Here is a 13,378-nt window from a genome sequence, read left to right on the forward strand (position 1 = left end):
TCGCTGAAAGGACGACGCGGGCTAAGGCCGCGCTACTCCTCGATCACATCGATTGCGATTTCAGGGCAGTTGGATTTCGCAAGCCAGGCCTTGTCTTCGAGCCCGGGTGGGACCGTGCCGTCGCCGGCTTCGTGTGCGTTGCCAAACTCGTCGAGCTCGAAAAGTTCCGGCGCGAGCGCTTTGCAACGCGCGTGGCCCTGGCATTTGTCGGGATCGACGTGAACCCTCAGTCGCTCTGTCATGGCAGCATCCTCGGTCGTGCGCGCGCGGGGCCTGCAGGGCGGCGCGTTCCTCATGTCAATTTTATCCGCGGCATTGACCGCGGGCTTTAAGTTATATCCTATTACATTCGCGCCAGCCTTTCCCTGTCAAGGGTAAACTTGTAGGCTCGACTACAACATGCGCTCACAACTCGCCCGCAAGCCCGCGAACACGTACCATCATGGCGACCTTCGCGATGCTCTGATCAAGGCCGCATTGCGCGAGGCGGAGCAGGGCGGTGCCGAGGCGATCAGCATCAAGGCGCTGGCGAAGCAACTCGGCGTCTCGCAGCCCGCGCCGTACCGGCATTTCGCCGACCGCGAGGCATTGCTCGCGGCGGTGACGGCGGAGGCATTCCGGCAGCTCAGCGGGATCTTTCGGGAGGCGATGGCGAAACCGTCAAAGCAATCGAAACTGTCGCGGCTGGCGCAGGCCATGCTCGAATTCGGATTGCGACGGAACGGCATCTACCGCCTGATGTTCGCGTCCCGCACCGTGTCGTGCGCTACCAAGGGCAGTGAGCTGCATGAGGCCACGCGCGAGACCTTTTCGCTCGTGATCGAAGCCCTGGAAGTGCCCGCCGTCGGCTATTTGCGCGAACGCCAGGCGCTCAAGATCTGGGCGGCGTTGCACGGCGTGGTGATGCTGGCCGAGCAGGGCCTGTTCACCGGCGAGGCCGCGCATGCCACCCGCGAGGAACTGGTCGAGGATTTCGTCAGCGAAACGAAGGCCGCGCTTGCCGCTGCGATCAAGGGCGAGCGGCGTCGGAAAAAGACCGGCACCTAAGCTCTCATCGCCAACAGCGTCATCAGTTTGTCGACGGTGCTATCAGGCGTGGTCACGACGGGACGGCCGGTTGCTTCCGCCACCAGAGGCGCCGTCGAGGCGATGCTGAACTGGGCCAGCGCGATGACGTCGCAATCGCGCAAATCGCGCGAAGCTTCCACAATCAGCCGGTCGTGCGTAGCGCGGTCGCCGCGGTCGAGCGCCGCCAGCGCGCCCTCGGCAAGCTTCGGCACGATTTGGACGGAGGCCGGAAACTCCGGCGGCATCGACGCCAGGGTCGGCGGAAAGGTGGAAAGCAGGCCGATCCGTGTGCCCATTGTCACCGCCCGCGCGATCATGGCTTCGTTGGGCTTGAGCACCGGCATCGGCGCATGTGCGCGTGCGACCGCCTCGATGCAGGGGCCGAAGGCCGAGCAGGTGAACAGGATCGCGTTCGCCCCGGTCGCCGCCGCATAATCGCCGAGCGCGAGGAACCGCTCGGTCATGGCATCGGTGAGCGCGCCGTCGCGGGCCAGATCCGCCGACAGGCTGTCGTCGAGCAGGTTCATCAGCCGCGCCTCTGGCCAGGCCTTGGCGAACGCCGCTTCGATCGGGGCGATGGAATGCTTGAGGGCGTGGATCAGGGCGATGCGCATGGGATGTCTCGTCTCCCTCGGCCCCGCTTGCGGGGAGAGGGTCGGGGTGAGGGGGAGTCTCCGCGGGGACGGTGAGAGTTGGACTCGCGGAGAGTCCCCCCTCACCCGACCGCTGCGTGGTCGACCTCTCCCCGCAGGCGGGGAGAGGTGAACTCCCTACTTGAACGGCACCGCGTACATCAAGCCGCCCTTGCTCCAGAGGCCATTGAGGCCGCGGTCGAGCTTGAGCGGACTCGCCTTGCCGACATTGCGCTCGTAGATCTCGCCGTAATTTCCGGTGACCTTGATCGCAGTGACCAGCCATTTGTTGTCGAGCCCGAGCCGCGAGCCGAGGTCGCCGGAGGCGCCTAGCAGCCGCTGGATCGCCGGCGTCTGCGACTTCGCCATCTCCTCGACATTGGCCTGCGTCACGCCGAGCTCCTCGGCCTCGATCAGGCCGTAATGCAGCCAGGTGACGATGTCGCTCCAGACCTCGTCGCCGTTGCGGGTGAAGGGCCCGAGCGGCTCCTTGCTGATGGTCTGCGGCAGCACGACGTAGTCGGCCGGGTTCGGCGCCGCGGTCGTCACCGCGCCCGCGAGCGCGGAGGCGTCCTGGGTCATGGCATCGCAGCGGCCGCCGAAGAAAGTCTGGTACATGGTGTCGACGCGGTCGAACACCAGCGGCTTCCAGTCGATGCCGTTGGCGCGGCCGTAATCGCCGAGCGTCACCTCGTGCGTGGTGCCTTGAGCCACGCAGACGGTGGCGCCCTTGAGGTCTTTGATGTCCTTGACGCCCAGATCCTTCTTCACGACGAAGCCTTGGCCGTCGTAGAAGTTGATCGGGCCTTGCCGCAAGCCCAGCGTCACGCCGCGCAGATAGGTCTGCGTCGAGTTGCGGTAGAGCACGTCGATCTCGCCCGATTGCAGGGCGGTGAAGCGGTTCTGCGCGGTCAACGAGACGTAACGTACCTTGTTGGCATCACCCAGCACGCCGGCTGCGAGCGCGCGGCAGTAATCGACGTCGAGACCTTTGTAATTGCCTTGCGAGTCCGGCGCCGAGAAACCGGCAAAACCGGCACTGACGCCGCACACCAGCGTGCCGCGGCTCTTCACCGTGTCGAGCGTCGCGGCGGATGCGACAACCGTCGATGCCGCGAGGATGCTCGCTGCGATAACCACTTTCCTCATCATGCTACTCTCCCCTCAGTGATTGACACTACGCAACACGTTGTCGACGGCCGAGCCGAGCTTGTCGACGATCAGGTCGATCTCGTCGGCCGAGGCGATATAGGGCGGTGCCAGCAGCACGTGGTCGCCGCGTACGCCATCCACGGTGCCTCCGCCGGGATAGCAGCCGAGCCCGTTGGCGAAGGCCTCCGCCTTGATCTTCTGATTGAGCTTGAGCGCGGGATCGAACGAGCTGCGGCTGGCGCGATCAGAAACCAGCTCGATCGCCCAGAACAGCCCGCGTCCCCTGATGTCGCCGACATGGCGGTGATTGCCGAAGCGCTCGGTCAGGCGCTGTTCGAGCTGCTTGCCGCGCTCCTTGACGCGGTCGAGCAGGCGATCCTCGCGGATCACCTCCTGCACCGCCAGTGCGGCGGCGCAGGCGAGGGGATGTGCCAGATAAGTGTGGCCGTGCTGAAAGGCGCCTGAGCCGGCGCGGATGGTGTCGATGATCTTGCCGCTGGCGAGCATCGCCCCAATCGGCTGGTAGCCTCCGCCAAGGCCCTTTGCGATCGCCTGGATGTCGGGCGCGATGCCTTCCTGCTCCCAGGCATGCGTGGTGCCGGTGCGGCCCATGCCGCACATGACCTCGTCAAGAATGAGCAGCGCGCCGTGCCGGTCGCAGATCTCGCGCACCGCCCTGAAATAGCCGTCCGGGGCCGTCACGGCGCCAGCGGTGGCGCCGACGACCGGCTCGGCGAGGAACGCCGCCACCGTATCAGGGCCAAGCCGCTGGAACTCGGATTCCAGCTCGGCCGCCAGCCGTGCCACGAACTGCGCATCGGATTCACCGTCGCGCTTCTCGTGATAGGCAAAGGCCGGCGTCACATGACTGAAGGCGGCCGAGAGCAGCGGCGCATAGGGCGCGCGGCGCCAGGCATTGCCGCCGGCCGCAAGGGCGCCCAGCGTGTTGCCGTGGTAGCTCTGTCGCCGTGCGATGAAATGTTGCCGCTGCGGCTCACCGCGCTCGATGAAATATTGCCTCGCGAGCTTGATGCTCGCTTCGATCGCCTCGGATCCGCCGCTGACGAAATAGGCGTAAGCGAGACCGCCGGGTTCGTGCCCGACCAGCGTCTCGGCGAGGGCTTCGGCGGGCTCGGACGAGAAGAAGGCGGTGTGCGCATAGGCCAGCGTCGAGGCCTGCTTCGCCATCGCCGCGATCACGCGTGGATGCTGGTGGCCGAGGCACGAGACGGCCGCGCCGCCGGAGGCGTCGATGATGCGGCGCCCATCCTCGGCGAAGAGATAGACGCCTTCGCCGCCGATCGCCTTGGGCGGCGTCTCGCGCAACGAGCGGTGCAGCACGCGGCTGGTGCGAGGGGCCATGGGTCAACCTTTCTCCGAAACGTAGATGGAGGCAGCAGTGAGCCGCGCCTCGGTAGTCTCCAGGCGCTTCTTCGCAGCCATGCCGCCCAGCGAGAACGTCACCGCAGCGAGCGACTGCGCGATCGCGATCGCGCCGGTGAGACTCGGGAAGAAGCCGGGAGAGGAGGCCGCCTCGAACAGCAACACGTGGTCGGCACCCTCGGCCATCGGTGCAGAGAGGCTGTCCGCGATGGCAATCAGCGTTGCGCCGCTGTGATGGGCGGCTTGCGCGACGCGGACGCTCGCATGGGTATAGGGCAGGAAGCCGATGACGATGACGGCCTCGCCGGGCCGAAAAGCGCCGAGATCGAGATCGTCCGGGCCGGATACGCCGACGAGCTGCACCTGTTCGGGACGGAACAGCCGCAGCTCGTAGTTCAGGAGTTCGGCAACGCTGCGGCAGCTGCGATAGCCTGCGATCCAGATCCGCTTGGCCTCATGCAGGGAGCGCGCGGCCTCCGCAATCGGCTGGGCCGGAATGCGCGGGAGACCGGCGGCCTCGGCTTCGAGCTTGTCGGCGACGAGCGCGACATCGGCATTCGGGCCGGGCCGGCGGCTTCTGGCGCGGCCGGAGAAAGGCGAAGTCTGTGATGGTCGCCGCGCCTCGGTCAGCGCCGCGCGCAATTCGTCCCAACCGGAATAGCCGATCGCCTTGGCGAGGCGCGTGAACGCGGCGGGATCGGCGCCGGCTTCGGCCGCGAGGTCACGCATCGAGCGGGTGGTGGCGTCATAATCGTTGGCGGCGACGAAGCGTCCGACTTCCTGCAGTCGCATCGGGAGCGATGGCAATGCAATGCGCAGTTCGCTCAGCGGCGAGGATTTCGCGGGCTCGGCCATGAAACATTTGTTGCACGAATTATAGATTGGTGCAACAGTTGACGTGCGTTGGCCGGAAATCGTCGCTCTTCAAGAAGGATTTTTGCGCTGTGACCACGGACGCTCGGAGACCGCCGCGCCGCCGCCTGTTCGGCGCATGGGGACGCCGCGAGCTGCAGGGCCTGTTCTGGCAGGTGCTGGTGGTCGGGATCGCGGTCGCGGTTATCGCGTTTCTCTGGTCCAACACCGTCACCAACCTCTCGGCGCGCCGCATCACGACCGGCTTTGCCTTTCTCGGCCGCGAGGCCGGCATGCCGATCGCCGACAGCCTGCTCGCCTATAATCCGAGAGACACCTATCTCTGGGCCTTCGTTGTCGGCGTCGGCAACACCTTGCGCGTCGCCGTGATCGGCATCGTGCTCGCGACCATCCTGGGCACGCTGATCGGCATCTCGCGATTGTCGGCCAACTGGCTGCTGTCACGACTCGCCGCCGTCTATGTCGAAACGCTCCGCGATATCCCGCTGCTGCTTCAACTCCTGTTCTGGTACGTGCTGATGCAGGCGCTGCCGGCCGCGCGCGCGGCTTGGCGGCCGCTCGAGGGCGTGTTCCTGTCCAATCGCGGCCTGATCCTCCCGGCAATTCCGCTTGGTCCGCCGCAGCTTTGGGTGCTCGGCACGGCGGTGTTCGGCCTTGCCGTGGTCTATCTCATCCGGCGATGGCTGATCGTGCAGCAGATGCGCGACGGCAAACCGCGGCCGCTATGGCCCTTTGCGGTGAGCTTCATCCTCGCGTTGCCCGTGCTGGTGTCCATACTGCTTCGCGTGTCCTGGACAATCGAGTGGCCGGCGCTACGCGGCTTCAATTTCGTCGGCGGGCTGACGCTTGCCCCGGAATATTTCGCGCTGCTGATCGCACTTGTCACCTACACCTCGGCCTTCATTGCCGAGATCGTGCGCAGCGGCATCCAGTCGGTGCCACGCGGACAGTGGGATGCCGCCAACGCGCTCGGCCTGCGCCGCAGCTTCATGCTGCGACAGATCATCCTGCCGCAGGCGCTGCGCGTCATCGTGCCGCCGATGACGAGCCAGTATCTCAACCTCACCAAGAATTCCTCGCTTGCAGTCGCGATCGGCTACCAGGACGTGGTCTCGATCGCCAACACCACGCTGAACCAGACGGGGCAGGCGATCGAGGCGATCGCGCTGATCATGGCGGTGTTCCTGACCATCAGCCTTTCCATCAGCTTCTTCATGAACTGGTACAATTCGCGCATCGCGCTGGTGGAGCGCTGAGCATGACCGCGATCACCGACATGCCGGACGTGCCCCGCGCCGCCCGCCGACCGCAGGTCGGCAACCCGGCGCTGCGCTGGCTGCGCACCAATCTGTTCTCGTCGATCCCGAACGGCATTCTCTCGGTTGTGCTGCTGGCGATCCTCGCCAAGGGCATCGTCAGCTTCGTGCAGTGGGGCATCGCCAATGCCGTGTGGCTGACGCCGGCGAACGATTCCAGCGCCTGCCGCGCGGTGCGCGGCCTCGGCGCCTGCTGGGCTATCATTCCGGAAAAGTACCGCTTCATCCTGTTCGGCACCTATCCGTTCGACGAGCAGTGGCGGCCGGCACTGTCGGTCGTGCTGTTCATCGCGCTGTTCTATCTCTCCACCCGCCGCGCCCTGTGGCGGCGCGAGCTGGTCTTTCTCTGGATCGGCGCGCTCGCGCTCATCAGCGTGCTGATGTGGGGCGGCGTGCTCGGCCTCTCCTTCGTCTCGCAGGATCGTTGGGGCGGCCTGCCGGTCACGCTGATCCTGGCGACGTTCGGCCTTGCATTCGGCTTTCCGCTCGGCATCCTCGTCGCACTCGGCCGGCGCTCAAAACTGCCGGCGATCCGCTCGCTCAGCGTGCTCTATGTCGAGCTGATCCGCGGTGTGCCGCTGGTGAGCCTGCTGTTCATGGCGAGCGTGATGTTCCCGCTGTTCATGCCCAGTGGATTCAACATCGACAAGCTCTTGCGCGCACAGATCGCGATCATCCTGTTCGCGGGCGCCTATCTCGCCGAGGTCATCCGCGGCGGCCTTCAGGCCGTGCCGCGCGGGCAATATGAAGCGGCCGACGCGCTGGGACTGTCCTATTGGCGCAAGCACCGGCTGATCGTCCTGCCGCAGGCGATCCGCCACGTCATCCCGCCGCTGGTCAACACCTTCATCGCTTTCTTCAAGGACACCAGCCTCGTCCTCATCATCGGCATCTTCGACCTGCTGACGACGGCGAAGACCGCGATCATCGATCCCGCCTGGCAGCAGTTCTCGGTCGAGGTCTATATCTTCGTCGCCGCGATCTACTTCATCTTCTGCTTCGCGATGTCGCGCTACAGCCGCAGCCTCGAGGCGACGAGTCGAACGTGAGGATCTCGTGTCCCGGACAAGGTGCAGCGCATCAGCGCTGCGCCGCAGAGCCGGGACCCAGAAGATGCACGGGAAGTCGTGGAAGGATGGGCCCCGGCTCAGCAGCGCACCACCGAGGAGGCGCTGCGTTGCGTCCGGGGCACGAGAGTGAGATTACTTCTTCACCTTCGGATCGATCGGCGTCGTGCCGCGCAGGCCCAGAATATCCTCCAGCACCTTCGCGCCGGCGAGCACCTGCGCATCGCCCCTTGGTGCGCCGACGACCTGCACGCCGACCGGCAGGCCGGACGCCGTGAAGCCGCACGGCAACGACAGCGAGGGGCAGCAGGCGAGCGTGATGGCGTAGACGATGCCGAGCCACTCGACGTAATTGTCGAACCTCTTGCCGGCGCATTCGGCGACATAGCGGTGTTCGATCGGGAAGGGCGGCACGATCGTGGTCGGCGTCAGCAACAGATCGTAGCTCTTGAAGAATTCGACCGCCCGCGCAGTCATGCCGACGCGCTGGGCCTCGGCTCGTTCGAGCTGCTCGACCGTGAGCTTGAGGCCTTCCTCGATGTTCCAGATCACCTCGGGCTTGAGCAGGTCGCGCTTGGTGCGCAGCAGATTGGCCTTGGTGATCGCGAAATCGAAGGCGCGCAGCACGTGGAAGCATTCGTGCGCCTCGCGCCAGTCCGGATGCGCCTCCTCGACGATGGCGCCGGCCTCGGCAAAGCGTTCCGCCGCCTTGCGCGTGATCGCCTTCACCTCGGGATCGACGGGCGTGATGCCGAGATCGGGCGAATAGGCGATGCGCTTCGGTTTCCTGCCCGCCTGAGTCGCCGACAGGAACGAGGTCGTGGGCGCCGGCAGCGACAGCGGATCGTCCGCATAGTCGCCGCTCATCGCATCCAGCAGCAGCGCGAGATCCTCGACGTTGCGCGCCATCGGGCCGACCACACCGAGATTGCGATCGATGCCGGATTTGGGGGTATGTGCGACGCGGCCGATGCTCGGGCGCATGCCGACGATGCCGCAGAAAGCCGCTGGGCTGCGCAAGCTGCCGCCCATGTCAGAGCCCTGCGCCAGCCAGGCCATGCCGGTGGCCAGCGCCACCGCCGCACCGCCGGACGAGCCCGCCGCGGATTTTGAAGTATCCCAGGGATTGAGGGTTGCGCCGAACACTTCGTTGAAGGTGTTGGCGCCGGCGCCGAATTCCGGCGTGTTGGATTTGGCGTAGACGACCGCGCCATTGGCTTCGAGGTTCTCGACCATGAGGTCGGACTTGGCGGGGATGTTGTCCTTGAAGATTGGCGAGCCCTGCGTGTTCAAGACGCCCGCGACGTCGGTCAGATCCTTGATCGGCACCGGCAGGCCCGCGAGCAGCCCCCGCGCCCCGGCGGGTTTCCGCATCAAGGCCTTGGCGCTGTCCCGCGCGCGGTCGAAACACAGGGTCGGCAGCGCATTGACCTTGCCGTCGACCTCGCTGATGCGCTTCTCCACGACCTCCAGGAGCTCGAGCGGCGAGACATCGCCGGACCGCAGCTTGTCGACGACGGCGCAGGCGGTTTCGTGGATCAGGTCTTGAGACAATTATTCTACTCCTATGCTCATTTTTGTCGTCATTGCGAGCGCAGCGAAGCAATCCAGACTGTCACCGCGGATACATTCCTGGATTGCTTCGCTGCGCTCGCAATGACGAGGATAGAGTTAGCCCCAGCCAGCGCTGATGCCGCCGTCGACCGTGTAAATCACGCCCGACGTATACCCGGCACGATCCGACGCCAGGAACGCCATGAGGTCGCCGATCTCGCGCGCATGCGCGGGACGGCCGAGTGGCAGGCTCTTCTGGAATTCCTTGTAGCGGCTCTCGTCGCCGAACTGGTGCTTGGCCCGCGTCTTGAGCAGGGTGACGTGGCGATCGGTGCCGACAGGGCCGGGATTGATGCCGACGACGCGGATATTGTCGGCGAGGCTCTTTCCGCCGAGCGCGCGGGTGAAGGCCATCAGCGCGGCATTGCCGGCGCTGCCGCAGATGTAGTTGGCGTCGAACTTTTCGCCGGCCGCCCCGATGTCATTGACGATGACGCCGCCACCGCGTCCCTTCATCTGCGCGTAGATTTGCCGCGTGAGGTTGATATAGCCGAACACCTTCAATTCCCAGGCGTGGCGCCAGGTGGCTTCGTCGATCTTGTCGATCGAGCCGCCGGGGATGTCGCCGGCATTGTTGACGAGCACGTCGATGTCGGCGGCTTCCTTCGCGAGTCGCGCCAGATCCTCGGCCTTGCGAAGATCGACGATACTCGTTGCGGCATCGATCTGGTGGGCGGAGCGCAGGCGCTCGGCCAGCGCCTTGAGCTGGTCGCCGTTGCGGGCGGCGAGCAGGAGGTGCGCGCCTTCCTCGGCAAACGCCTCGGCCGCAGCAGCGCCAATGCCCTTGGACGCGCCGGTGATCAGGACGCGCTTGCCACGCAGATGCAGATCCATGAGGGTACTCGCAGGATAGGAACAGGATGAAATCAGTAGGCGCTCGGCCGCGCCATGGTCAACATTGCAGTGCAGCGTTGCGCTGCCGCTGCGTTTGGTCCATTGCAGTGCGGTCAAAAAGGCGGCGGCTGCCGGACCAACCAAGGACGTTCTCGATGAGCAAGAAACAATACCGGATCGCGGTCATTCCCGGCGACGGCATCGGCAAGGAAGTGATGCCCGAGGGCCTGCGCGTCTTGGAGGCGGCGGCGAAGAAGCACGGGGTCTCCCTGCATTTCGACCATTTCGACTTCTCGTCGTGGGACTATTACGAGAAGCACGGCCAGATGATGCCCGACGACTGGAAGGAGAAGATCGGCAAGCATGATGCGATCTATTTCGGCGCAGTCGGCTGGCCGGCCAAGATTCCGGACCACGTCTCGCTGTGGGGCTCGCTGATCAAATTCCGCAGGGAGTTCGACCAGTATGTGAATTTGCGCCCGGTGCGGCTGATGCCCGGCGTGCCGTCGCCGCTGGCGGGCCGCAAGCCCGGCGATATCGATTTCTGGGTGGTGCGCGAGAACACCGAAGGTGAATATTCCTCCGTCGGTGGCCGCATGTTCCCCGACACCGACCGCGAGTTCGTGACCCAGCAGACGGTGATGACCCGCACCGGCGTCGACCGCATCCTGAAGTTCGCCTTCGAACTCGCGCAGTCGCGGCCGAAGAAGCACTTGACCTCGGCGACCAAGTCCAACGGCATCTCCATCACCATGCCCTATTGGGACGAGCGCGTGGAGGCGATGGCCAAGAAGTTTCCGGGCGTGAAGTGGGACAAGTACCACATCGACATTCTCACCGCGAACTTCGTGCTGCATCCGGATTGGTTCGACGTCGTGGTCGGATCCAATCTGTTCGGCGACATCCTCTCCGACCTCGGTCCGGCCTGCACCGGCACGATCGGCATCGCGCCATCCGGCAACATCAACCCCGACGGCGATTTCCCCTCCGTGTTCGAACCGGTGCACGGTTCGGCGCCCGACATCGCGGGGCAGGGTATTGCCAATCCGATCGGCGCGATCTGGTCGGGCGCCATGATGCTGGAGCATCTCGGCGAGAAGGTCGCGGGCAAGTCGATCGTCGAGGCGATCGAGCGGACGCTCGCCGAACGCACGCTTCGCACCAAGGACCTCGGTGGCAATGCCGACACGACCGCTTGCGGCAAGGCGGTTGCGGATATGGTGGATTGACGGAGAATGCGTAGGGTGGGTTACGCCTGCGGCTAACCCACCCTACGATTTCTATTTCGTTCTCGATCAACCCGCGATCTTCTCGATCGCCGCCTGATCCAGCCCGAACTTCTTCCCGGCCTCGATGATCTCCTGCCAGGTGGTCGGGTCGACTGGAACGCCTTCGGCGAGGCGCTTCCTCTTGGTCTCGCGTTCGGGGTCGCCGGCGATCTTCACCTTGTCGACGCCGGGGGCTGGCGGAGAGCCAGTGTGCCAGGCGACGAAGCTCTCGACCTCGCGCGCGAGGTTTTCGCCGGTGCCGAGCTTGCCCGGGTCGATGATGATCGAAAGCATGCCGTTGAGGACGTTGTACTTGCCGTCTGAAGGGCCCTTGACCACCTGTCCGCCGGACAGCGCACCGCCGAGAATTTCGCATACCAGCGCGAGCCCCGAGCCCTTGTGCTCGCCGAAGGGGAGAATGGCGCCGTACGGCGGGATCACGGTGTAGCGCGGATCGACCGTCGGCTTGCCATCATTGTCGATGATGGTGCCGGGATCCAGCTCGACGCCCTTGTTGTGGGCGACGCGGGTCTTGCCTTGCGCGATCCGGCTGGTGGCGAAGTCGAGAACGATCGGATCCTTGCCCCTGCGCGGGATGCCGACGCAGAACGGGTTGGTGCCGTGGCGCGCATCGCTGCCGCCCCAGGGCGCCACGATCGGGCGCGAGATCACGTTGACGAAGTGGATCGAGACCAGCCCGTGATCGATGCACTGCTCGGCCCAGTGGCCGATGCGGCCGATGTGGTGCGAGTTGGAAAGACCGACGAGGCACACGCCGTTTTTCTTGGCGCGCTCGGCCGCCAGCTCCATCGCTTCATGGCCGATGACCTGCCCGTAGCCGGTGAGGCCGTCGAGAGTGAGGAGCGGACCGGTGTCGAGCACGATCTTGACGTGCGCGTTGACGGCGAGGCCGCCATTGGTGACGCTCTGGACATAGCGCGGGATCATGCCGACGCCGTGCGAGTCGTGTCCTCTGAGATTGGCCTCGACGAGATTGGTGGAGACGAGCTCGGCCTCGCGGTCCGAGGAGCCGCCGGCCTTGACGATGGCGTGGATGGCGTTGGTGAGCGGCTCTGCCTTGATGGTACGATAGTCGGCCATTGTTGTTGCTCTTGTCCCTTCACGATTTGGCAGGAGCGTAGGGTGGGTTAGCCGAAGGCGTAACCCACCACTTCTGTCTCCGCGGAAACCAAAGAGGTGGGTTACGCCAAGCAGATGCGCTTTGCGCATCTGCAGGGCTAACCCACCCTACGAATTCACGATCCGGCGGCAGTGCTCCCATGCCGCGCCAATCAGGTTCTCGCTTGCCTCCGGCGTACGGAACGCCGAATGCGCCGACAGCGTCACGTTCGGCAGTTTTGTGAGCGGATGATCGCCCGGCAGCGGCTCGACGTTGAAGACGTCGAGGCCGGCATGGCGGATGTGGCCGGACTTCAGCGCATCGATCATGGCGGCCTCGTCGACAACGGCGGCGCGGGCTGTGTTGATGAGGATGACGCCGGGCTTCATTCTTGCGATCTTCTCGCGCGTGATCATGCCGCGCGTCTCGTCGTTGAGCAGCAGATGCAGCGACACGACGTCGCTCCTGGCCAGCACGCTGTCGAGATCGGTGAACTCCACATTCGGATGGCTCTTCGGCGAGCGGTTCCAGGCGATCACCTTCATGCCGCTGCCCGACGCGATCCGCGCGACCTCGGCGGCGATGCCGCCGAAGCCGATCAGACCGAGCGTCTTGCCGGTGAGCTGCATGCCATCCTCGCGCAGCCAATTGCCACCGCGCATCTCGCGATCCATCATGGCGATCACTCGGGCCGAGGCCCACATCAGCGCGATCGCGGATTCAGCCACCGCCGTGTCGCCATAGCCCTTGATCAGATGCACGGAGATGCCGAGCTCAGCGAGCTCTTCCGGATTCATGTAGCTGCGCGCGCCGGTGCCGAGGAACACGACGTGCTTGAGACCCGTGCACTTCTTTGCGACCTCGGTCGGCAGCGCGGTGTGGTCGACGATGGCGATCTCAGCGCCGTCGAGGATGTCAGGGTATTGCTCGGGCTTGATATCGGGGTCCCTGTGGATCCGCACCTTGGGATCCCCTGGCTTCTCCAGCCGTTCCATGATCACGGCAAGCGCCTCATTGGCGTCGACGAAAACTCCGCGCATGGCTCTCTCCG

The 13,378-nt window shown here is 65.2% G+C and carries 13 protein-coding genes; 4 read left to right on the forward strand and 9 right to left on the reverse strand.

Translation table 11 applies throughout. The features are described from left to right. Window positions 1-32: 32 nt before the first annotated feature. The gene (locus tag AABA84_RS30560) at window positions 33-242 is read right to left on the reverse strand and encodes a ferredoxin (RefSeq protein ID WP_100181354.1); all 210 of its coding nucleotides are present in this window, start codon (window positions 240-242) and stop codon (window positions 33-35) included. Between the two features lie 157 nt (window positions 243-399). Here AABA84_RS30560 and AABA84_RS30565 point away from each other — a divergent pair, with 157 nt between their 5' ends. Beyond that, entirely contained in the window at window positions 400-1,047 is a 648-nt protein-coding gene (locus tag AABA84_RS30565; RefSeq protein ID WP_338313977.1) for a TetR/AcrR family transcriptional regulator, read from the forward strand. Here AABA84_RS30565 and AABA84_RS30570 read toward each other — a convergent pair. The 4 genes from AABA84_RS30570 to AABA84_RS30585 form a co-directional block, all read right to left on the reverse strand. Continuing rightward, complete coding sequence (locus AABA84_RS30570; RefSeq protein WP_338313978.1) at window positions 1,044-1,682, reverse strand: aspartate/glutamate racemase family protein; 639 nt, start codon at window positions 1,680-1,682, stop codon at window positions 1,044-1,046. The two genes, AABA84_RS30565 and AABA84_RS30570, sit on opposite strands and share 4 nt — an antisense overlap. A gap of 156 nt (window positions 1,683-1,838) precedes the next feature. Beyond that, the gene (locus AABA84_RS30575) at window positions 1,839-2,852 is read right to left on the reverse strand and encodes an amino acid ABC transporter substrate-binding protein (RefSeq protein WP_338309079.1); all 1,014 of its coding nucleotides are present in this window, start codon (window positions 2,850-2,852) and stop codon (window positions 1,839-1,841) included. Window positions 2,853-2,864: 12 nt separating this feature from the next. Further along, window positions 2,865-4,214: an aspartate aminotransferase family protein gene (locus tag AABA84_RS30580; protein ID WP_212248089.1), complete on the reverse strand. Its 1,350-nt coding sequence runs from the start codon at window positions 4,212-4,214 to the stop codon at window positions 2,865-2,867. 3 nt (window positions 4,215-4,217) lie between these two features. Next, window positions 4,218-5,090, reverse strand: coding sequence for a MurR/RpiR family transcriptional regulator (locus AABA84_RS30585; RefSeq protein WP_212248090.1), 873 nt, complete (start codon window positions 5,088-5,090; stop codon window positions 4,218-4,220). 89 nt (window positions 5,091-5,179) lie between these two features. Here AABA84_RS30585 and AABA84_RS30590 point away from each other — a divergent pair, with 89 nt between their 5' ends. Beyond that, window positions 5,180-6,364: an amino acid ABC transporter permease gene (locus AABA84_RS30590; RefSeq protein WP_338313979.1), complete on the forward strand. Its 1,185-nt coding sequence runs from the start codon at window positions 5,180-5,182 to the stop codon at window positions 6,362-6,364. 2 nt (window positions 6,365-6,366) lie between these two features. Then, on the forward strand, window positions 6,367-7,473 hold the full coding sequence (locus tag AABA84_RS30595) for an amino acid ABC transporter permease (protein WP_338313980.1): 1,107 nt from the start codon (window positions 6,367-6,369) through the stop codon (window positions 7,471-7,473). Between the two features lie 153 nt (window positions 7,474-7,626). Here AABA84_RS30595 and AABA84_RS30600 read toward each other — a convergent pair whose 3' ends face one another. After that, window positions 7,627-9,045 (reverse strand): amidase, encoded by a 1,419-nt coding sequence (locus AABA84_RS30600; protein WP_338313981.1) that lies wholly within the window; start codon window positions 9,043-9,045, stop codon window positions 7,627-7,629. Between the two features lie 117 nt (window positions 9,046-9,162). Then, a complete protein-coding gene (locus AABA84_RS30605) occupies window positions 9,163-9,939 on the reverse strand; it encodes an SDR family oxidoreductase (RefSeq protein WP_212248095.1) in 777 nt (258 codons plus the stop codon). Window positions 9,940-10,094: 155 nt separating this feature from the next. On the opposite strand from AABA84_RS30605, the gene AABA84_RS30610 reads away from it, so the two are divergent. Further along, window positions 10,095-11,168 (forward strand): tartrate dehydrogenase, encoded by a 1,074-nt coding sequence (locus AABA84_RS30610; protein WP_338313982.1) that lies wholly within the window; start codon window positions 10,095-10,097, stop codon window positions 11,166-11,168. A gap of 66 nt (window positions 11,169-11,234) precedes the next feature. On the opposite strand, the gene AABA84_RS30615 is transcribed toward AABA84_RS30610, so the two are convergent. Further along, window positions 11,235-12,308, reverse strand: a complete 1,074-nt coding sequence (locus AABA84_RS30615; RefSeq protein ID WP_212248099.1) for a malate/lactate/ureidoglycolate dehydrogenase — start codon at window positions 12,306-12,308, stop codon at window positions 11,235-11,237. Window positions 12,309-12,455: 147 nt separating this feature from the next. Next, window positions 12,456-13,367: an NAD(P)-dependent oxidoreductase gene (locus tag AABA84_RS30620; protein WP_212248101.1), complete on the reverse strand. Its 912-nt coding sequence runs from the start codon at window positions 13,365-13,367 to the stop codon at window positions 12,456-12,458. Window positions 13,368-13,378 lie beyond the last annotated feature (11 nt).

The sequence above is a fragment of the Bradyrhizobium sp. TM239 genome, from assembly GCF_036247985.1.
Classification (GTDB): domain Bacteria; phylum Pseudomonadota; class Alphaproteobacteria; order Rhizobiales; family Xanthobacteraceae; genus Bradyrhizobium; species Bradyrhizobium ottawaense.

Coding starts and splice junctions, on each gene's coding strand:
- AABA84_RS30580 (WP_212248089.1), bottom strand. CDS start 4,214: ATGGCCCCTCGCACCAGCCGCGTGCTGCACCGCTCGTTGCGCGAGACG.
- AABA84_RS30575 (WP_338309079.1), bottom strand. CDS start 2,852: ATGATGAGGAAAGTGGTTATCGCAGCGAGCATCCTCGCGGCATCGACG.
- AABA84_RS30595 (WP_338313980.1), top strand. CDS start 6,367: ATGACCGCGATCACCGACATGCCGGACGTGCCCCGCGCCGCCCGCCGA.
- AABA84_RS30605 (WP_212248095.1), bottom strand. CDS start 9,939: ATGGATCTGCATCTGCGTGGCAAGCGCGTCCTGATCACCGGCGCGTCC.
- AABA84_RS30585 (WP_212248090.1), bottom strand. CDS start 5,090: ATGGCCGAGCCCGCGAAATCCTCGCCGCTGAGCGAACTGCGCATTGCA.
- AABA84_RS30565 (WP_338313977.1), top strand. CDS start 400: ATGCGCTCACAACTCGCCCGCAAGCCCGCGAACACGTACCATCATGGC.
- AABA84_RS30620 (WP_212248101.1), bottom strand. CDS start 13,367: ATGCGCGGAGTTTTCGTCGACGCCAATGAGGCGCTTGCCGTGATCATG.
- AABA84_RS30615 (WP_212248099.1), bottom strand. CDS start 12,308: ATGGCCGACTATCGTACCATCAAGGCAGAGCCGCTCACCAACGCCATC.
- AABA84_RS30610 (WP_338313982.1), top strand. CDS start 10,095: ATGAGCAAGAAACAATACCGGATCGCGGTCATTCCCGGCGACGGCATC.
- AABA84_RS30560 (WP_100181354.1), bottom strand. CDS start 242: ATGACAGAGCGACTGAGGGTTCACGTCGATCCCGACAAATGCCAGGGC.
- AABA84_RS30570 (WP_338313978.1), bottom strand. CDS start 1,682: ATGCGCATCGCCCTGATCCACGCCCTCAAGCATTCCATCGCCCCGATC.